Below are 20,799 nucleotides of genomic sequence, written 5' to 3' on the forward strand. Positions count from 1 at the left end.
AATTCATGATCACGCCGCCGTGATTCGTCCGGATTTCACGTGAGAATGGCGTGATTCAGTCGAATCTACGCCGGAAATTCCCGTCACGCGGCGGGAACAGTCCCGTGAAGTCCCGTAGCGCGTGCCATGAATTCCCGTAAAGCGCCCAGACACCGCGCCGAATAGCAAAACGGCGCCCCGTCGGGACGCCGTTTCATGACCTTTATAGTCGCCGCGATGCGCGTTCAGATCAGCCCTTGCGCAATCAGCCCCTGCGCAAGAGACGCATAGGCCTGCGCCGCCGGCCCCTGCCCCGCGGCAATCGGTGTGCCCGAATCCCCCGCCAAGCGCACCTCTAGATCCAGCGGCAAGGCCCCGAGGAACGGCAGATCGAGCCGCGCGGCCTCGGTCGCAACGCCTCCATGACCAAACAGATGCGCCTCATGGCCGCAATTGGGACAGATATAAGTCGACATATTCTCGATCAGCCCGACGACCGGCGCTTTGAGGCGGCGGAACATGTCGATCGCCTTTTTGGCATCCAGCAGCGCCACGTCTTGCGGGGTCGAGACGATGATCGCGCCGTCCAGCGTGGTTTTCTGGCACAAGCTAAGCTGCACATCGCCAGTTCCGGGCGGCAGATCGATCAGCAACACATCGAGCGGGCCATATTCGTCCCATTTCACCTGAAACAACATCTGTTGCATCGCGCCCATCAACATCGGGCCACGCCAGATCACCGCCTCATCCTCTTTCAGCATCAAGCCAATCGACATCAAAGTGACGCCATGGGCCTGCAGGGGCAGGATCGTCTGACCATCAGGCGAGGCGGGGCGCTTACTGGCCCCCATCATGCGCGGCTGCGAGGGGCCATATATATCGGCGTCCAGCAGACCGACCTTTTTGCCCGCGCGCGCAAGGGCCACGGCAAGGTTCGACGCAACGGTCGATTTGCCCACGCCCCCCTTGCCCGAGCCAATCGCCAGAATCGTTTTGACGCCGGGCACCTTTTGCGGCCCCGATTGAGGCTTGGCATGACCGCCAATCGCGGGGCCTTTGGCCTGTTGCGCCGTGCCACCCAAGCCACGCGGCGGGCCAGCAGGCACCACAACCGTGACACTTGTTATACCAGGCAGCGCGCGCACGGCGGCCTCAAGCGCGGGGCGAGCGGCCTCAAGCTCGGTGCCCGGCGCGCCCTCCAGCACAAAGCGCACAACCCCGTCTTGCACCGCCAAAGCACGCACCAGATCGCGACTCACCGCATCGCCACCGCCCGCAAGCGCCACTGAACGTAGCGCCGCAAGCACCTCTTCCTTGCCCGAACCCATGCGAATCTCTCCTTGCCTAATTCTTGGGCGCATATGGAAAATGGCCCGTTTCGCGCTGACTGTGGCGTTTTTGCCGCGAGGTTCAAGAGCAACCCCTGTCTAAAAGGTCAGGTAATCCGCAATCAGCAAGATGGGCGCGCACATATCTTTCGCGGACGTAGGGGAATTAGGTCAGAATCGGTTATGCGCTTTCTGCATGGCAGCATTGAGCATTCCCGCCATTGTGCAGCCGCAGCATTCACCTCATGTTAGCGTCAACGCGATAGAGAAACGCATCGTAACCAACACGGGCCACCAGACGGAGAAACCGCAAAGGGCCCAGTAGAAAGTTAGAGGCTGAAGCAATGGCACTCGTACAGAACATTCACACGACCGAAACCGGCCTAAGCGCCGTAATGACCAAAATCTCCGAGGCGCTGGCACGTCGCAAAGTGTATCGCCAGACGTTGAACGAACTGCGCTCGTTGAGCCGTCGCGAATTGGACGATCTGGGGCTGCATGCCTCGATGATCACCCGCGTGGCCTATGAGGCCGCATACGGTAAGTAATTGAATTCCCGAGCCTCTCCTCCTCCTCCCTGAGGCTTGGAAATCGGCGACACCCTCTCTCCTCCTCCCTGAGGGTGTCGCCACAAAATATACCGGCCCAACTTGGCGTGATGCCTTGATGCCGGACCGAGCTGCTCGATTCCCTCTCCTCCTCCCTGGGAATCGCGCTGAGAAGGCGGCGACCTCTCTCCTCCTCCCTGAGGTCGCCGCCTCATCCTCAGCGGGCAAACTGCGACAGGCTGTCGCATGCTGCAGCGCAGCACTTGAACACCGGGGCAAACCGCCCCAAGTCATACGAAAGGCCCTCTCCTCCTCCCTGGGCCGATCGTTTCGGCGGCGCCCTCTCTCCTCCTCCCTGAGGGTGCCGCCACCAAGAATACCGAGGGTCCTCTCCTCCTCCCTGGACCCGAGGCTGCGATGTCACTCCTCTCCTCCTCCCTGGAGTGGCGTCGGACGAACCTAAGGGCCTCCTCCTCCTCCCTGAGGCCTTAGGTAGAAAAAGACGGCGGCGCCCCTCCTCCTCCCTGGGTGCCGTCGTTTTTTTATGTCTGAAGCCGGGTTTGCGGGCGTTGTTATCCCCGCCCAATGCTGATCAACGCTCGGCAAGGGGGCGCTGCCCCCGGCGCGTGCGATTTGCCGGTTCCGGTGCTGCCATCTCTCGGACCACTATGTGCCGCATTTTCCCTGCCGGACCGTGGATCGTGCTGTCCCGAAGTTCCTAGCGCGGCTGAGGCCTCCGATTATGCGACTCGCATTGCAACGGGCGGCGCGGCGCTCGCGCGAACTCGCCCCTAAGTTTAGTTTGACGGGAAAAATCACGCGCTAAGGGCGATTTTGTGATACACTTATCCAATACGATCTGTCTCCAATCTCTTGCCACGTGATCAAATGGCGAGAGACAATTGCAGAAAGGCGTTTGGTCATGGCTGATCCGAAGGATAAGTCCACCGAGTCGAAAACCCCGTCATCGCCTCTGCGTCGGGCGATGATCACCACCAAGACAGCCCAAGACATGACGCGCCTTCTTGAAGACCGCGAGATTGAGACGGTTGGCCGTGGTCCGCGTCAGGCCTCCGATGGCACGTTTATCGCAAATGTCATCGCCAAGAAGGCGGTTCTTGACGATCTGTCAGCGGATCTTGGCAAAATCGAGATTCAGCCAGAGAGCAAGATCCCCGCCAATGAAAAGAAATCTGCCAGTGGAAACCGGTACAAAGAAGAGGGCGTTATCCCGCGCGGCCTAGGCCGCAAGGAGTAAGGCGTTCTTCTTGTCGTCATTAAGACACGGAGTCGCGCAATGGCCTATTTGAACAGTCTTTCAGAGCTCGAGTCGGGTATCGCGGCGCTGGTGTCGGCCTATCCGTCCACATGCACCGCCATAAACCTTCCCAACACCACTGCGCAGGGCAACACCGTTCGCGCGATGCGGATCGGCACGCCGGGCGAAAAGACCGGCGTGGCCTTTCTTGGGGGGCTGCATGCGCGCGAATGGATGCCGCCCGAGATATGCCTCTCCTTCGCGGCCGACCTTCTGGAGGCCCATGACCTCGGCACCGGTTTGGGCTATGGCCCGGTCAGCTACACGGCCTCACAGATTGGCTCTATATTCGAGACCTATCATCTGTTCTTCGTGCCCAGCGGCAACCCCGACGGTTTCGACTATTCCAAGGCCCATGACGCCGTGGGCGGCAACGGGGGCTGGCGGCGCAATCGCAACCCCGCGCAAAGCGGCGGCAATGACAGCTGCATCGGGGTCGATCTGAACCGCAATTTCGACGTTCTGTTCGACTTTCAAACGCTGCTATCGAACGCGGCCAATACCGGCTATATCTCGACCGATCCCTGCAATAGCGATCAGGTCTATCACGGGCCATCGCCGATGTCCGAGCAGGAGACGCGCAATATCGCGTGGCTGCTGGATACCTATCCCGAGATCCGGATATTTTTCGACATTCACAGCTATTCCGAACTGATCCTTTATCCTTGGGGCCATGATCAGGTCCAAAGCAGCAATGCCTCGCAGAACTTTCTTAACCCTGCCTTCGATGGTCAGCGTGGCGTGGCCAACGACGCCTATTCCGAGCATATTCTCGCACCCGCCCTGTCGGCGCATGCGGATCTGGCAGAAGAAATCCGCCAAGGTATTCAAGGCGTCAACGGGCGCAACTATCAGCCCGACATCTCGTTCGGTCTTTATCCCACAACGGGGTCTGCCTCGGATTATGCTTGGGCGCGGCACCTGATTAATCCCGCGCTGACACGGGTCTATGGTTACACGATCGAAACCGGCCGGTCATTCCGCCCCGCTTGGTCCGAAGCCGAGGACGTGATCCGCGAGGTATCGTCAGGTCTGACGCGGATGCTGATCGCCGCGCCCTGCGCCCTGTGGCCGCTTACCGTCGCGCCGCCCAGTCCGCTTGAGGTCGAGTTCGCTGACGTGCCCGAGGGGCTTACGACGTATCGTGCGGTGGTTTTCGAAGTCACGGGTTGCAGCGCCACCACAATGCGCATCATATCTGGACCGACTGTGACTTCGGGACCGGCGGGCACGGTATTTGGCACGCCCAACGGCATGATGAGCGAGGTCGCCGATCCGCGCCCCGATTTCGAGACGGCGGATCAGGCGCGGATCTGGATATCTTATACGGGCACCAGCGACGGTGACACGGCCCAAGGCACCGTGCGCATCCGCTGCGACGATACCGGTCAGGAATGGGACGTTTTGATCCACGCCAATACCCGTGCCCGTCCGACCGTGGCCGTGATGCTGGCGCTTGACCAATCGGGCAGCATGGATGGCGCCGCTGGCGATCTGGGGGCCACCCGGGTGGAGCTGCTGCGCGAGGCAGCGGTGCGCTTTACCGAACTGATCCCCGCTGGAAACGCTGTTGGGATGATCCGTTTTGACCATGACGCCTATCCGGTGAACGATCCGGCCTATCCTGGCTTGGCGATAACGCCGATCATGAGCGACGACATGTCCGATCCGAACCGGAATTTGGCCCGCGCAGCGGCAAACGCTCATGCGACAAATCCGGCCGGATTTACCTCTATCGGCAATGGCGTTCTTGAGGCGCGTTCGGTGCTTGATCCGGTGGGGGGCTACGATGAAAAGGCGATGATCGTCTTCACCGATGGCATCGAAAATCGCGCCGCCTACATCGCAGATGTTCTGGCCCAGATCGACGCGCGCACCTTTGCGATTGCGCTTGGCACCGAGGCACAGGTCAGCACGTCAGCGCTTATGGCACTTGCCGGGGTTCGCGATGGCTATCTGCTTTTGACCGGGCATCTGGGCAGCGGCACCGATGACTATTTCCGCCTGACCAAGTATTTCCACCAGATTCTCGCTGGCGCCACGCGAACCGATATCGTGCGCGATCCAAGCGGTCATATTGGCCTTGGTCAAACGGTGAAGATCCCGTTCCACCTCAGCGAAGCCGATGTGGAGGCGACCGCAATCTTGCTGGTGGACGTCCCCGTCATCCGGTTCACCTTGCAGACGCCCGCCGGTGATCTGATTGATCCGGGTGTTGCCGGGGCGGCGGGGGCCACCTTCGCGACGGGGACGCGGATGTCCTACTACCGCTTTGGCCTGCCTTTCCCGCTAAAGGATGCGGGCGCGCATGGCGGCACTTGGCATGCGGTGCTCGAGATCGACGAAAAGCTTTGGAAGCGGTATTTCGACAATCATGATTATGCCGCCGTGAACGCTGCGCAGGGAACTCATCCGCTTGGCGCGCGCTACAGTGTGGCCGTGCAGAGTTATTCCAATCTGCGCATGCAGGCGCGCTGCGATCAAACCAGCCTTGAGCCTGGCGCGAGTGTCACCGTGCATGCCAGCCTGAGCGAATATGACGTGCCTCTTGAAGGGCGCGCCAAGGTTCTCGCCCGGATCGAACTGCCGTCGGGGGGCACGCTTGCGCTGGCGATGACCGAGCACCTGCCGGGGAATTTCGAGGTCACGATGAACGCCTCACAAGCCGGGCTTTACCGGATACAGGTCGAGGCCGCTGGCACAAGTCGGCGGGGCCTGCCCTTCACGCGCGAGCAGGCGCTGACGGCAGCGGTCTATCGCGGCGGCGACACCCCGCCGACCCGCTCTGATTCCGGCGATCCCGGTCACGAGGCGCTTTGCCGCTTTATCCGTTGCCTGCTGAATCAGGACAGCATCCTGCGCCTTCTAAAGGAGAAGGGCATCGAGCCAGAGGCCCTGATGAAATGTCTGGACGCCTATTGCCGCTCAGCCGATGCGGGAAAGGGTGAAACCGGACGCAAGGCGGGCAGCTTGTCGCTGGATGCGAAGGCGGCCTTATCGGATCTGCTGAAAGATGGTTCACACGATGCGACCCTCGCGGAATTTCTGCGCGACCTTCTGGCAAAACGCTGACAAGCGCGGCAAAGATGATGGCGAAGGGGGAGTTTAGACGGTCCCGAGGGTGGGCCTGCGCGCCCTAATCCCTCATGGACCCGTTCATCCGTCAGAGCGCCTAGGCTGGCAGATCTTGCGCAGGCAGCGGGCCAGAGAATTCCAATCGACGTTGATCGCCCCGCTCGAAGATGTCGTCGCGTCCTTGGGGTCGCGCTGCGTTTGCACGATACAGTCCAGCAGATCGCAATAGTCGGGGCGGGGATTGCCATCCCCCGGCTTGGTCGAACCGATGACCGCAGTAAGCGTTTGCTCGCGGGTAAAGGCGCGTTCGCTGGACGTCATCCCGAAGGCGCGAATCCGGAACCTGTAAAGCCCCGCCGCGAATTCGCTTATCGTCGTGACAAAGCGCCCCGGTTCGTTTGCGATCAGCGGGATCGAGATGGCGGTGCCGTCCGGTCGCGTCATCTCGGCCCAGACGCTGACCCCGTCGCTTAGGGGGCGCGCATATTCTGTGAGAACCGCGCTCAGCGTCAATGTGGCCCCTGGCTCTGGCCCTGACTGGGTCAGATGCGCGCGAAAACTCAGGGTGGAATAGGCATGCACCAGCAGGCTGAAGGGCATTTGTCGCAGATACGACTGGGCCGCGACCGCATCGTCCTGAACAGCTCCCATAAGCCGCAGATGCGCCTTCCATTGCCCCGCATGACCGCCCTCAACGCCCACAGGCAACCCGATCCGGTAATAGGCGACATTGGGCGTGCGGATGAGATCGACATTCGGCTCTATAATGGCCACGTTGGCATCAATGATCGCACCCGACGGCGTTTCAAGCCTGAAATCAACGGCGCGCGGCTCTTTCGCCAGCAAGATCACGTCGATGCCGTAATCGGCTTCGGTCACCGAAAACGGAATCTGTAGCGGATCTTTGCGCGTCAGGGTGCCCGTCGGATCGACGATGACCTCGGAATTGGTGATCCCCGCAAGGATCTGCAGAAAATACTTCTGTAACCGGAACTGTTCGCTCGGCGTGATCGCTCCGGTGATCAAAAGATACCCTGAATGCGTTCCGGTCAGGATTTCCAGCTTTCCGACATCGACATTGGCGGGCGTTCCAAAGCCAATCCCGAAGGTATTGGCTGTGATCAGCCCCGCGACATCTTCGATGTATTCCGCCCGGTTTTCCTTGCCATCAGTCAGCACGACCATGGCCTTGGTGTCGTAACTGCCCGCCGCATTCAGCGCATCCGTCCCCGCGACAAGCCCGTCCCCGACCGAGGTATTGCCGCCAAGATTGAAGTCGGCACTGTCCACCGCTGTCTTCACCGTGCCGCCGATCACGGCGACGTCGCCAACCGGCTCGACAATATCGGCATCGTTGCTAAAGCGAACCAAGCCGACCCCGTCCCCCGGCAGCATGACATCGACAAAGGTCTTCACCGCTTGGCGCAGCTTGCTGATCTTGGCGGTGCCGTCGCCGGCATCCTCGTTCATGCTCCCCGACCGATCAAGCACCAGCGCCGCCGCCGCAGTCGGTCGCGCGACGGTATTGGCGGTGATCGTCACGACAAACGTCTCGCCGGTTTCCACGGCCTCGATGGTGACGGTGCCGCTGGCACTCGCGCCTGCGGTTGTGGAGGTATAGGAAATCCAGATCTTGCCCTGCGTCATCGCCTGACCCGGCGAGACGATGACATTGCCACCCAAGGGAAGCCCGAAGCCGCCCGTCGGCCCGCTGATGACCTGTAACTGCAACGGTGCGCAGGAGCCGACATCAAAGATGATCGCGCGATAGGTGGTTACGCCTGCGCCGCCGATGCCTTCGGGAATGTCGTGGAAATCGACGCTTGGCGTTGCAAGCGTGACGGTCACCGGCGCAATATAGGTTTGCAGCACCTCACGGATACGCCGTTCGCAGACCGCGCAAAACGGTTGGGCGAGTTCTCGCATCATGCAGGTATATTCGGGCCGGTAGAGCCCGCAGGGCCAATAGCCTGCGCCCTCGAACGCGCCGACGGTGCCATCGGCGACCGGGCTCGGGTCTTCGTTTGGTTCATTGCAATTGCCGTTCGTCTGGGTCGGGACCGCCGTCGGCCCTGCGATCAGATCGCCCCATTTGATCGTATTCTTGTCGGCATTGGCGGTAATATTGACGCGCGCGGGCTCGCTTCCGCCATAGGTTCCAACGCTGTCATAATCGTATTCGTCGGCAAGCTGGAAACCCGCGTGACCAAGCTCATGGATGGCAATTTCGACACCGCCCTTGCCGGTGATCGGGCTAAAGCCCAACGAATAGGTTCCGACCGCCCCCCCGGTGCCGCCATAAACATCGCTGTTCACGATGACGATCGCCTCCTCATACTCTGGCAGAAGATCTATCACCTCCTGCAGCACAAGCGAGGAATCGACCGTAAGCGCACGCTGGGTCCCGCCGGAACAGAAGGTCGCGTCGAAATAAGTGTCGCGAAAGACATTCGCCCCGGTGCACTCGCCCCCGCCCGGTTCATCAGCGCCACTATCGGTCGAGGATACGTCCAACTGGTAGATGTTGATGCCGCACCACATGTCGCCAAACGGGACGGTGTTGAACAGCTTGTCGATGAACTTGCTGACCTCGTTGTGGAATTTCGGCATTTCTGCGGCCTGAAACCCTTCGGCCACCAACACGATGTTCCAGCGCTCCGTTGCTGGCCCATGATCGACGACCTTGCTCAGGCCGATGACGGCCCCATCATTGACGCCCATGGCCCGGCCTCCCTTCCTTGCTGCGCGCAAGCAGATTGCGCAGTTCAACTTTGAAAACTGGCTTTGCCGGGGTGGCTGTCTTGCCGCCGGTGTCGCTCGCGTGGACTGTGAGCGTTTTGGCGTCGTCCAGCAGGGGCATCAGAAAGCTGATCACAGCTTGCGGCTCCTCTATGCGAACGCGGCGCATTTCCTGCCGCTCTCCGGTAAAGACCTCTCGCAGGTCCAGCGGGTTATCCAGAACGCGCCGGAACAGGTGTCGCCCGCTTCCGTCCTCCAAGGCCACCCAAGCGCCAAATTCACCATCCGAGGTTTCCAACGGGTCCGAGGGTTGAAGCACCTTGTCGATCCGGGTCGCGGATTCCAGACGAAAGGAACTCCCCTCTTGGGTAAGTACAATACGCAAGGCTTTCTGAGCTGACATGGCGTCCCCTTCCCGATGATCAAAAAGCAAGTGGTGTTCCAAAGCCGTGATCGTTTTGGGCGAGTTACCGTTCGTTCCCTGCTTTTCTTTGGGCCATTGCGCGACCGTTTCCTAAGAACGGGCCTGCTCGCGCCGACCGGAATAAAAGGGTTGCGGAATACTCGGTATCTCAACGGTATTTGATCAGTCCGGCATCACTGAAACCCGTCATCAAAGACAGCTGACTGACGCCGGAATGCACGCATAGCGGATATTCGTTGAATTGACTCAACCATAGCAGATTACGCGACGCCTGTCTAAGTAAGCTTTTCGTCGAAACCCGACGCGCAGGTTTGTCGCGACCTGACGCTTGGCGTCAAGCGGGTGCCCGACGCAGTAAAGCGCTGCGGTTGTTCATCTTTCGTTGATCTCGATTTGGCGAGGATGCATGACCTTGAATGCTACGAACATTAGCCAAGAGGGGGCTCTGCCCCCGGCCTGCGGCCGCCCCCGGAGTATTTTTGGCCAGATGAAAGACTTGCGCGCGTCGGGCCGGGCGGGCAGGAAGGCGGCAAGGAGTGCGCCAATGCTGTCTTATCAACACGCCTATCACGCAGGAAATCTAGCCGATGTGCATAAGCATGCGCTGCTGGCCAGTGCGCTTGATTACCTGACGCGCAAGGACAAGCCGCTAAGCTATATCGAGACCCATGCCGGGCGCGGGCTTTATGCGCTGGATGGAGTCGAAGCGGCGAAAACCGGTGAGGCGGCGGCGGGGATCGCGCGGATTGCGGATCTGGGTTGGTTTGCGCCTGAGCACCCTTATCAGCGCGCGCTGGAAACGGTGCGTGCGGCGCATGGGGCGCAGGCTTATCCCGGCTCGCCGCTGATTGCGCAGGCGCTGTTGCGGCGCACGGACACGTTGCAGCTATGCGAATTACACCCGCAGGAATACGAGGCGTTGCGTGACGCGATTGGGCGCAGGCGCGCGATCTTGCACAAGGCGGACGGGTTGGAGATGGCGATTTCGCTCACTCCGCCAACGCCTCGGCGCGGAATGATGCTGATCGATCCCTCTTACGAAGTGAAAAGCGATTATGACGCAATGCCGCGCGTGATCGCGCAGATCACGAAAAAGTGGAACGTTGGGATGATCGCACTTTGGTATCCGCGTCTGCTGTCCGGAGCGCAGAACGCGATGGTCGCAAATCTAAGCGCAAATTTCCCCGACGCGTTGAGCCACGAAGTTGATTTTCCACCGGCGCGGGAAGGACATGGCATGATCGGCTCGGGGATGTTCGTGATCAATCCGCCTTGGGGGTTGAAAGACGAGGCAGCGCGGCTTTCGACGCTGTTTGACGCGCTTTAAGCCTTTGGGAAAGAAGCTATGCGCTCAGCGCATAGCTGGCGCGACATGGACAATCCTCTCTTGGCGCGCAATTTTTCCGCGAAACAGCTCGTATGCAATAGGGATACGGCTGCCACAAGGTCAGAAGGAGGACTTGCCTTGTCTCACAACCCGCGTCTGCGCCACCCGAAATTTCGCGAAAAGCTGATGAGCGCCGAGGATGCTGCGATGTTGATCGCCCCCGGTGCGGTGATCGGCATGAGCGGGTTTACCGGTTCGGGCTATCCCAAGGCCGTCCCGCAAGCCTTGGCCAAACGAATCGAGGACGAGCACGCCGCCGGTCGGCCGTTCAAAGTGTCGATCTGGACGGGCGCTTCGACGGGGCCGGAACTGGACGGCGCGCTGGCCAAGGCCGATGGCATCGAATTCCGCCTGCCCTACAACTCGGACCCGATCGCGCGCGAGCGTATCAATAGCGGTCAGATGCAGTATTTTGACATGCATCTCAGCCAAGTCGCGCCGATGGCGTGGATGGGGTTTCTGGGCAAGCTTGATACGGCGGTGATCGAGATTTCGGGCGTGACCGAAGACGGCGCGCTGATCCCATCGTCGTCGATTGGCAATAACAAGACGTGGCTGGAGCAGGCCGACAAGATCATCCTTGAGGTCAATCGCTGGCAGTCTGACGCGCTGGATGGGATGCATGACATCTATTACGGCACTGCCCTGCCCCCGCATCGCGTGCCGATCCCGCTGATCAAGCCCGATGACCGGATCGGTCAGGCGCATTTCAACGTCGATCCCGACAAGATCGTGGCGGTGGTTGAAACCGACGGGCCAGACCGCAACGCCCCCTTCAGCCCGCCCGATGCGGTGGCCGAGGCGATTGCCGCCCATATCATCGACTTCCTCGAAAATGAGGTGAAACAGGGCCGTATTCCGCGCGGTTTGCTGCCGTTGCAATCGGGTGTCGGCAATGTGCCAAACGCGGTGATGGCGGGTTTGATCGAGGCTCCCTTTGATCAGATGACCGCCTTTACCGAGGTCATTCAGGACGGCATGCTGGATATGATCGAGGCGGGCAGTTTGCGCATGGCTTCGGCCACGGCGTTCTCGCTTTCGCCCGAAAAAGCTGAGTATTTCAACGATAACGCGCAGTTTTTCCGCGACAAGCTGATCATGCGCCCGCAAGAGATCAGCAACCACCCCGAACTGGTCCGCCGCTTGGGCTGCATCGCGATGAACGGGCTGATCGAGGCCGATATCTATGGCAATGTAAACTCGACGCAGGTCATGGGCTCGCGCATTCAGAACGGCATTGGCGGGTCCGGCGATTTCGCGCGTAACGGCTATGTGTCGATCTTCATGACGCCATCGGTGGCAAAGGGCGGCAAGATTTCCGCAATCGTGCCGATGGCCGCGCATGTCGATCACATCGCGCAAGATGTGCAAGTGATTGTGACCGAGCAAGGGCTGGCCGATCTGCGCGGCCTGTCGCCGCGCCAGCGCGCCGAAAAGATCATCACCAACTGCGCCCATCCCGCCTATCGTGACATGCTGCGCGACTATTACGAGCGCGCGAAAAAGGGCTCGTTCGGCGGTCATGCGCCTAATTTGTTGGGAGAGGCGCTTAGCTGGCACGAGCGGTTCGTGCAAAGCCGCTCGATGCTGCCCGACTAATCCGTCTTGCGGTTCAGATAAGCCTCAAACGCCGCCAAGGTGCGGCTGGACACATGGTGCTCGATGCCCTCGGCGTCGAGTTCCGCCACCTCTTCGGGCACGCCCACAGCGCGCAGCAGCGCCACCACAACCCGGTGGCGCGCGCGCACGGTTTCGGCGAGCGCCTCGCCTTCTTCGGTCAGAAACACCCCGCGATAGGGGCGCGAAATCGCCAGCCCCTCGCGTTTAAGCCGCGCCACCGCCTTGGTCGCTGTCGGATGCGCCACGCCCAAACGCGCCGCCAGATCGGTGATCCGCGCCTCGCCAAATTCCGCCGCCAGATCCGAGATCATCTCGACGTAATCCTCGGTCAGCGCGCGCGCGGCGGCCTGTCGGGCACGGTCAAAGCCCTTGATCTGGGTCGGGTCGGTTTCGGTCATCAGCCTGCCTTTCGGGGCTTGTGTCGTAACGCGCCCGCGCAGCCCTGCCAAGGAAAACCTGAGCTGTACGCTGCGGTAACGAAATCGTCAGATATAGCCTATTGCCAAATTTGTAGCCAAAGCTACATTTCGCTGGAAATATTACAGACACCTCCGTTCAGAAAGCCCCTCCAATGAACACCCCCGGCATGACAGACCGCACCCGCAGCGCTATGGCTGATGTTCTGGCTGGGCGCAGACGGGGTGGGTTTTTGTTGTTCTTTGGGCCTGCGGTGATCGCCTCGGTCGCCTATATGGATCCGGGCAATTACGCGACCAATATCGAGGCGGGCGCGGGCTATGGCTATGGTCTGCTTTGGGTCGTGCTGGCGGCGAACCTGATCGCGATGTTGTTTCAGGCACTCTCGGCGCGCGTCGGGATCGTGACGGGGCTGAATCTGGCCGAGTTGTCGCGCGAGCATTTCCCCCGCCCCGCCGTGATCGCGATGTGGATCGTGTCGGAAATCGCCGCGATGGCCACCGATCTGGCAGAGTTCCTGGGCGGGGCGCTGGGGCTATCGCTGCTGTTTGGCTGGCCGCTGCTGTGGGGCATGGTCGTCACCGCCATCGTGACCTACGCGATCTTGATGTTTGAACGTGGCGGCTTTCGCCCGATGGAGATTGTGATCGGCGCTTTGGTGATGATCATCGGCGCGAGCTATCTGATCGAGATGTTCATCGCCCCGGTCGATTGGAGCGGCGTTCTGATGGGGATGAGTACGCCAGATCTGCCCGATGCGCGCGCGCTAACCATCGCGGTCGGGATCATCGGCGCGACCGTGATGCCGCATGCGATTTTCCTTCATTCAGGGCTGACCCAGCACCGCGCGATCACCTCGGATCTGGCTGAAAAGAAACGGATTGTCAGCTTTTCCAACCGCGAAGTGATCATCGCGCTTGCCGTGGCGGGGATGGTAAATATGGCGATGGTGATTATGGCGGCCTCGGCCTTTCACCAAGGCCATGCCGATGTGGCTGAAATCGAGACCGCCTATCACACGCTCACGCCGCTGCTTGGGGGCTTTGCGGCGGCGGCGTTCCTGACCTCGCTGATTGCCTCGGGCGTTTCCAGTTCGGTCGTGGGCACGATGGCGGGGCAGATGATCATGCAGGGCTTTATCCGCCGCCACATCCCGATCTGGCTGCGCCGCGCGATCACGATGATTCCCGCCTTTGTTGTCGTCGCGATGGGCGTGAACACGACCGAGGCGCTGGTGATGAGCCAGGTGGTGTTGTCCATCGCGCTGCCCGTGCCGATGGTCGCGCTGATCTGGTTTGCGCATCGGCGTGACGTGATGGGGCAATTCGCGGTGCGTGGCCCGATCTTATGGCTGGCGGCGATCGGGGCGACGGTCGTGCTGGGGCTGAACTTTGTGTTGCTGTGGCAGATGGCAGGATTTTCCGTGCCGGGGTTGGCGAACTAAGCCTTAGAACGGCACGTCATCCGCGCTGTCGGCGGGCACCACGAAAGACGCCAAAAGGTGTTTTTCGCCCGCCTTGTCGAATTCAACCACCAGCTTGCCACCCTCAGATCCCATCACCTCGCCATAGCCGAATTTCTTGTGAAACACGCGGTCGCCAATGGTGAAGGCAGCGGCCTCTTCGGCGTCGATCACCACGGGTTTGCCGCGCGGCTTGGGCGAGCTGTAGGTAGTGCCGCCGCGCGCGGCCGATTGTTGCAAGCGCCGCCAGCCCGGTGAGTTATAGACATCGGCGCGTGCCGCGCGATCCGCCATCGCCGGGCTTGCCGCATGATCACTGCCAAACCCGCCACCCAAACCGCCGCCATACAGGCCCGGCGGGGTCAGCACATCGACATGGCGCGCGGGCAATTCGTCGATGAAACGCGAGGGCATCTGGCTTTGCCATTGACCATAAACGCGCCGGTTGCCGGCAAAGGAAATCGTGCACAGCTGCTCGGCGCGGGTGATGCCGACATAGGCAAGCCGGCGCTCCTCTTCGAGGCCCTTCTGCCCGCTTTCATCCATCGAGCGCTGCGAGGGAAACAGCCCGTCTTCCCAGCCCGGCAGGAAGACCACAGGAAATTCCAACCCCTTGGCGCCATGCAGCGTCATGATCGAGATTTTGTCGTCATTCTCTTGCTTGTCATTATCCATGATCAGCGAGACGTGTTCGAGAAATCCCTGAAGGTTTTCAAATTGTTCCAGCGCCTTGACCAGTTCTTTAAGGTTCTCCAGACGGCCCGGCGCCTCGGGCGTTTTGTCGTTGAGCCACATCTCGCTATAGCCCGATTCCTCAAGGATCGCCTCGGCCAGACGGACATGGGACAGGTCATTGGCCGGGGCCACGCCCGCCGCATCGGGTTCGATCAGTTCATCGTCATCGCCTGCCGCCGTGGTCGCACTGGCCGCAGACGCCGACAGGATTTCATCATGCCAGCGGATGATATTTTCCACAAACAGCCGCAACTGGCCCGCCGCCTTGCCCGAGAGCGCCCCCTCTTGCAGCAGCAGGCGCGCGCCATCGAGCAGGCTCAACCCGTTTTCGCGCGCCGCAATCTGGATACGGCTTTGCGCCTTGTCGCCAAGCCCGCGCTTGGGCGTGTTGATCACACGCTCGAATGCCAGATCATCGGCCGGGCTGATCGCAAGGCGAAAATACGCCATCGCATCGCGGATCTCGAGGCGTTCATAAAACCGCGGCCCGCCGATCACGCGATAGGGCAGTCCGATGGACAAAAAACGATCCTCAAAGGCGCGCATCTGATGGGAGGCGCGCACCAGAATCGCCTGATCGTTCAGGCTCACCGGGTCATTGCCGCGCGTGCCGCGTTGAATGGCCTCGGCCTCTTCGCCGATCCAGCGCGCTTCTTCCTCGCCATCCCAATGGCCGATCAGACGGACCTTGTCGCCGCCCTGCGCCTGCGTCCACAGTTCCTTGCCCAAGCGGCCCGTGTTTTGCGAAATCAGCCCCGAGGCGGTGGCCAGGATATGCTCGCTCGAGCGGTAATTCTGCTCAAGCCGGATCACAGTCGCGCCGGGAAAATCCTTTTCAAACCGTAGGATGTTGCCCACTTCCGCGCCGCGCCAGCCATAAATCGACTGATCGTCATCGCCCACGCAGCAGATATTGCGATGCCCCTGCGCCAGCAGTCGCAGCCAAAGATATTGCGCGACATTGGTGTCTTGGTACTCATCAACGAGGATGTATTTGAACCAACGCTGATACTGTTCCAGCACATCCGGATGGGTCTGAAAAATCGTGACCATGTGCAGCAGCAGATCACCGAAATCGACCGCATTGAGCGTTTTGAGCCGCGCCTGATAGCTGTCATACAGCTCGGAGCCACGATTATTGAAGGCTGCCGTTTCGCGCCCCTTCACCTTTTCAGGCGTCAAAGCACGGTTTTTCCAACCATCAATCAGCCCAGCCAATTGCCGCGCAGGCCAGCGTTTCTCGTCAATATCGGCGGCCAAAATCAACTGTTTGAGAAGGCGAATCTGGTCGTCGGTATCCAGAATGGAGAAATTCGATTTCAGCCCGACCAGTTCGGCATGGCGGCGCAGCAGTTTCACACAGACCGAGTGGAACGTGCCAAGCCACGGCATCCCCTCACCGCCCGTGCCCAAAAGCGCACCGACGCGTTCCTTCATCTCGCGCGCGGCCTTGTTGGTGAAGGTTACGGCCAAAATTTCATTGGGGCGTGCGCGCCCAGTGTTGAGCAGATGCGCGATTCGGCAGGTCAGCGCGCGGGTCTTGCCGGTGCCTGCCCCTGCCAGCATCAGAACCGGGCCATCCAGCGCCTCAACAGCGGCGCGTTGTTCGGTGTTCAGCCCATCGAGATAGGGCGTGCCGCGCGCCGACATGGCACGTTGCGACAGGCTGAGCGCGCCTTCATAGGGATCATCATCAAAAGCCTCGGTCATAGCGGCAATCTAGCGTTTGCGCGCGCCAAGGCCAAGCCCATGTTCGGCATCTGTTCGCATTTTTCTTTAAGGCAGCGTGGGGGCGCTGCCCCCCGGCTCCGGTGGACGACAAGTAGACGTCGAAGAGGGGGCGCTGCCCCCGGCTCCGGTGGAGCCTCCCCCGGGATATTTGGATCAAGAGGAAGAGGGGGCGGTTTCGAAAAGCTCCGATCCGGGGCGCGCGGATGTTTCGAGCAGGCCTTGGACATAGGTCGCGACCGAGCGGAAGCAGATCAGCGAAATCTCATCGGGGGCGGAGCGCCAGACTGCGGCCGCCACTTGCGCGAGCCGTGTGCGGCGCATCTCGCCTGTGGGCAGCGTCGCGATATCGGCGGGGGAGAGTTTCATGATGACCTGATCGGGTTTCGCGCCTTTGAGGCGAAACAGTGCGCGGGCATCCGAGACGTTGCAAACCAGCGCATGGGTTTTCTCAAGCGCGCTCGACAACGTTTGCACCAGCTGCGCGGCCGCGCTGTGATCGCAGATCAGCAGTAATTCATCGGGACTCATCCAAGCCAGCGTTAGGTCCTTAGAGGTCACGATCTGGCGCGGAGCGGGCACGGACAGGCCCAGCGCTTTCAACGCCTTGAGCAGTGGCTTTGATGTTAAATCGCCCCGGATCGAGATCATGCCAATCAGGCCGGCCTCGGTTACCGTGACAAAGCCCTGATAGGTTGCGCCTTGTAGTGCGCTGACAGCATTAGACATTTTGCTTCTCCCCGTCCTTGTCGTAAAAGACCGGATCGGTGATGCGCGCCTTGATCCGCGCTTCGCCCTCGCCCGTGAATTCGATCACCTCCCCCATCCGGTCAGGACCGTTCAGCACCAGCCCCATCGCGATACCCTTACCGATTGTGGGCGAGTAATAGGTCGAGGTGACGCGGCCTTGCGTGTTGCGCTGGCCGTTGGCGTTATGCCCTTCGGCGGGCGCGTAGCTGCCATCGGGAATCACCGAGCCGTCCAGCGTTTCCAGCCCCACCAGTTTCCAGCGGTTCGGATCGGTCATATGCGGGCGCTGTTGGGCGCGTTTGCCAAGGAAGTCGGTCTTTTTCTTCGAGATCGCCCAAGTCAGCCCCAGATCCTGCGGGATCACCGTGCCGTCGGTCTCATCCCCGATCATGATGAACCCCTTTTCGGCGCGCATAACATGCAGCGCCTCGGTGCCGTAGGGCATAACGCCAAGGTCTTTGCCCTCGGTGACCAGTTTCTCCCACAGCGCCAAACCTTGCGAGGCAGGCACGGCGATTTCATAGCTAAGCTCGCCCGAGAAGGAGATGCGGAAGATGCGCGCGTCAAAGCCGCCCAATCTGCCTTCGATCCATTGCATGAAGGGCAGCGCCTCGCGTGAGACATCAATGCCGCCAAGGCGGTTCAGCAACTCGCGTGCTTTTGGCCCGACGACGGCGATTTGCGCGAATTGCTCGGTGAGGTTCGCGGTGTAGACCTTCCAGTCCCACCACTCGCATTGCAGCCAATCCTCCATCCAGCCGTGGATATGATCGGCCCCGCCCGAGGTAGTATGGCACAGCCAGCTATCGTCAGACAGGCGCGCCACGACCCCGTCATCCATCAGGAAGCCGTTCTCGTTGCACATCAGCCCGTAGCGGCATTTCCCGACCGGCAAGGTCGACATCATATTGGTATACAGCATGTCGAGGAAGCGCCCGGCATCAGGCCCTTTCACCACGATCTTGCCCAGCGTCGAGGCATCAAGCAGCCCGACATTGGCGCGCGTGTTGGTGATCTCGCGATTGACCGCCTCGCGATGGGTTTCGCCCGATTTCGGATAGCAATAGGGGCGGCGCCATTGTCCGACGGGTTCCCAATGCGCGTGATGGGCCTCGTGCCAGCTTTGAATCGGGGTGCGGCGCAGGGGTTGAAACAGCGCGCCCTTGGCCTCGCCAGTGATCGCGCCGAAGCTGATCGGCGTGTAGGGCGGGCGGAAGGTGGTGGTGCCGGTGGCCGGGATCGGCTGGCCCAGCGCATCCGATAGCACCGCAAGACCATTGATATTGCTAAGTTTCCCCTGATCTGTCGCCATGCCGAGCGTGGTGTAGCGTTTGGTATGCTCCACACTTTCAAAGCCCTCGCGCGCGGCCAGCTGCACATCTGAGACCTTCACGTCATTCTGAAAATCAAGGAAGCTCTTGAAGCGCAACGCGACGGGCGCACTTGCGGGCATTTGCCAAACCGGCGTCATCGGTGCCTCATCAGAGGAACAGGCCCCCAACCCCGCGCCACCCATCGTCGCGGCCAGCGTCAGATCGCCATTGGCCGCACCGACGGCCTGCACCATCGCCGTGCCATCCGCGCCCAAGGGTGGGCGCTCGGGATCGGGGCGAAACATCGCTTGGCCGGCGTCCCAGATCAGCTTGCCACCGCAATGCGACCACAGATGCACAACCGGAGACCAGCCGCCCGACATTGCCACGCAGTCGCACTCAATCGTTTCAATCGCGCCGCCCTCGCCAGCCTGCGCGCAGATTTCCACGCCTTTGACCTGCTTGCGCCCCAAGACACGGGCCACGCCGCGCCCCTCAAGCACGCGCACGCCGCGCGCCTTGACCTCTTGAGGGAGCGCGCCGTGCGTGGCCTCGCGCGCGTCGATGATCGCAGGCACGGTCAGCCCGGCATCCAGCAGCACCAGCGCCGTGCGATAGGCGTCATCATTGTTGGTCACGATCACCGTACGATCGCCGGGCGAGACCGCCCAGTTCACCACATAATCGCGCACCGCCGAGGCCAGCATCACGCCGGGCACGTCATTGGCAGCAAACGCCAGCGGGCGTTCAATCGCGCCCGTCGCGGTGATCGTGCGCCCCGCGCGGATGCGCCACAGGCGATGGCGGGGAATGTCGGCACCGGGGCGCGTATCGCCCACGCTTTCCAGCCCGATGACATAGCCATGATCATGCTGCCCCGCCGCCATCAGCCGGGTGCGCAGCGTGACATTTGCCATGCCTTCAAGCTCTTGCAGCGTGGTCTTGATCCAGTCGCACGCCTCGAACCCGTCGATCTGGCCGCCATCAACCGGCGTGCGCCCGCCCCAATGCGCGGTTTGCTCGATCAGCCAGACGCGCTTGCCCGCGCGCCCTTCGCGCAGGGCTGCGGCCAGACCCGCAACGCCTCCGCCCACGACCAGCACATCGCAATACGCATAGGCCTGCTCGTAACGGTCGGGGTCGGCCTCTTTCGGGACGCCGCCCAGACCAGCGGATTTGCGGATGATCGGTTCAAACAGATGCTTCCACGCGGCTTGCGGGGCCATGAACGTCTTGTAGTAAAAGCCTGCGGGCAGGAATTTGTAGAACGCGTCGTTGATCTCGCCGATGTCGTAGTCAAGGTTCGGCCAGTGGTTCTGGCTGCGCGTTTCCGCACCCTCAAACAGCTCGGTTGTGGTGGTGCGCTGATCGGGTTCAAACCGCGCATTACGCCCCAGACCGACCAGCGCGTTGGGTTCTTCGACGCCGCTGGCAACGATGCCGCGCGGGCGGTGGTATTTGAAGCTGCGCCCAAGCATCACCTGCCCCGCCCCGAGCAGTGCCGAGGCCAGCGTGTCGCCCGCAAAGCCCTGCATCGGTTTACCGTTGAAGGTAAAATTCAACCGCTTGGCGCGATCAATCAGACGGCCGCCCTTGCTTAGTCGTGTGCTCATGCTTGAGGCTCCCATTCGGGGCGTTTCGCCTTGATTTTCTTGACGATATCCGCTGGCGGCTTGGTGGTTTGTGCCGCATAGGTACCAAACACCTCAAGCGTTGCGGTGCAGCGCGCAGCCATGAACCACTTGCCGCAGCCATAGGCGTGGCGCCAGCGTTCGAAATGCACGCCTTTGGGGTTTTTGCGCGCGAACAGATAGCCTTCGAAGTCGGCATCCGAGGAGTCCGGGCCAAAGCGTTTGAGATGGGCCTCCCCGCCGGGGGCAAATTCGGTTTCCTCGGCGGTGATACCGCAGCAGGGACAGGTGAGGGTCAGCATGTCAGCGGGCCTTTGCTTGGCAGGCGCCGGGGGCTTCGCGCCC

At 61.1% G+C, this 20,799-nt stretch carries 14 protein-coding genes; 6 read left to right on the forward strand and 8 right to left on the reverse strand.

The window, feature by feature from the left end; genetic code table 11:
• Nucleotides 1–224 precede the first annotated feature (224 nt).
• Nucleotides 225–1,307, reverse strand: a complete 1,083-nt coding sequence (locus DT23_RS00880) for an Mrp/NBP35 family ATP-binding protein (protein ID WP_038127254.1) — start codon at nt 1,305–1,307, stop codon at nt 225–227.
• Between the two features lie 344 nt (nt 1,308–1,651).
• On the opposite strand from DT23_RS00880, the gene DT23_RS00885 reads away from it, so the two are divergent.
• From DT23_RS00885 to DT23_RS18315, 3 genes are all read left to right on the forward strand, one after another.
• Entirely contained in the window at nt 1,652–1,855 is a 204-nt protein-coding gene (locus tag DT23_RS00885) for a DUF1127 domain-containing protein (protein ID WP_038127255.1), read from the forward strand.
• A 922-nt stretch (nt 1,856–2,777) separates the two neighbouring features.
• The gene (locus tag DT23_RS00890; RefSeq protein ID WP_038127256.1) at nt 2,778–3,113 is read left to right on the forward strand and encodes a hypothetical protein; all 336 of its coding nucleotides are present in this window, start codon (nt 2,778–2,780) and stop codon (nt 3,111–3,113) included.
• A 39-nt stretch (nt 3,114–3,152) separates the two neighbouring features.
• The gene (locus DT23_RS18315; RefSeq protein ID WP_051696947.1) at nt 3,153–6,245 is read left to right on the forward strand and encodes a M14 family zinc carboxypeptidase; all 3,093 of its coding nucleotides are present in this window, start codon (nt 3,153–3,155) and stop codon (nt 6,243–6,245) included.
• An 84-nt stretch (nt 6,246–6,329) separates the two neighbouring features.
• Here the strand turns inward: DT23_RS18315 and DT23_RS18320 are convergent, their stop codons facing one another.
• Together DT23_RS18320 and DT23_RS00910 are read right to left on the reverse strand one after the other, a co-directional pair.
• Nucleotides 6,330–8,969 (reverse strand): M64 family metallopeptidase, encoded by a 2,640-nt coding sequence (locus tag DT23_RS18320; RefSeq protein ID WP_051696948.1) that lies wholly within the window; start codon nt 8,967–8,969, stop codon nt 6,330–6,332.
• Entirely contained in the window at nt 8,956–9,390 is a 435-nt protein-coding gene (locus DT23_RS00910) for a hypothetical protein (protein ID WP_038127258.1), read from the reverse strand. The genes DT23_RS18320 and DT23_RS00910 overlap by 14 nt, the downstream gene beginning before the upstream one ends.
• A 565-nt stretch (nt 9,391–9,955) precedes the next feature.
• Here DT23_RS00910 and DT23_RS00915 point away from each other — a divergent pair.
• Nucleotides 9,956–10,738, forward strand: a complete 783-nt coding sequence (locus DT23_RS00915; RefSeq protein ID WP_038127259.1) for a 23S rRNA (adenine(2030)-N(6))-methyltransferase RlmJ — start codon at nt 9,956–9,958, stop codon at nt 10,736–10,738.
• A gap of 138 nt (nt 10,739–10,876) precedes the next feature.
• Nucleotides 10,877–12,397: an acetyl-CoA hydrolase/transferase family protein gene (locus DT23_RS00920; protein ID WP_038127260.1), complete on the forward strand. Its 1,521-nt coding sequence runs from the start codon at nt 10,877–10,879 to the stop codon at nt 12,395–12,397.
• On the opposite strand, the gene mntR is transcribed toward DT23_RS00920, so the two are convergent.
• Nucleotides 12,394–12,816, reverse strand: coding sequence for a manganese-binding transcriptional regulator MntR (gene mntR / locus DT23_RS00925; protein WP_038127262.1), 423 nt, complete (start codon nt 12,814–12,816; stop codon nt 12,394–12,396). The genes DT23_RS00920 and mntR overlap by 4 nt on opposite strands.
• Before the next feature lie 188 nt (nt 12,817–13,004).
• On the opposite strand from mntR, the gene DT23_RS00930 reads away from it, so the two are divergent.
• Nucleotides 13,005–14,279: an Nramp family divalent metal transporter gene (locus DT23_RS00930; RefSeq protein ID WP_051696983.1), complete on the forward strand. Its 1,275-nt coding sequence runs from the start codon at nt 13,005–13,007 to the stop codon at nt 14,277–14,279.
• A gap of 3 nt (nt 14,280–14,282) precedes the next feature.
• On the opposite strand, the gene DT23_RS00935 is transcribed toward DT23_RS00930, so the two are convergent.
• The 4 genes from DT23_RS00935 to DT23_RS00950 form a co-directional block, all read right to left on the reverse strand.
• Nucleotides 14,283–16,742 (reverse strand): ATP-dependent helicase, encoded by a 2,460-nt coding sequence (locus DT23_RS00935; RefSeq protein ID WP_038127264.1) that lies wholly within the window; start codon nt 16,740–16,742, stop codon nt 14,283–14,285.
• Between the two features lie 174 nt (nt 16,743–16,916).
• A complete protein-coding gene (locus tag DT23_RS00940) occupies nt 16,917–17,489 on the reverse strand; it encodes a sarcosine oxidase subunit gamma (protein WP_038127266.1) in 573 nt (190 codons plus the stop codon).
• Nucleotides 17,482–20,436, reverse strand: coding sequence for a sarcosine oxidase subunit alpha family protein (locus DT23_RS00945; RefSeq protein WP_038127268.1), 2,955 nt, complete (start codon nt 20,434–20,436; stop codon nt 17,482–17,484). Before DT23_RS00945 ends, DT23_RS00940 begins: the two co-directional genes overlap by 8 nt.
• The gene (locus DT23_RS00950; protein WP_038127269.1) at nt 20,433–20,756 is read right to left on the reverse strand and encodes a sarcosine oxidase subunit delta; all 324 of its coding nucleotides are present in this window, start codon (nt 20,754–20,756) and stop codon (nt 20,433–20,435) included. The genes DT23_RS00945 and DT23_RS00950 overlap by 4 nt, the downstream gene beginning before the upstream one ends.
• Between the last annotated feature and the right edge of the window lie 43 nt (nt 20,757–20,799).

This window comes from Thioclava indica, assembly GCF_000714545.1.
GTDB lineage: Bacteria > Pseudomonadota > Alphaproteobacteria > Rhodobacterales > Rhodobacteraceae > Thioclava > Thioclava indica.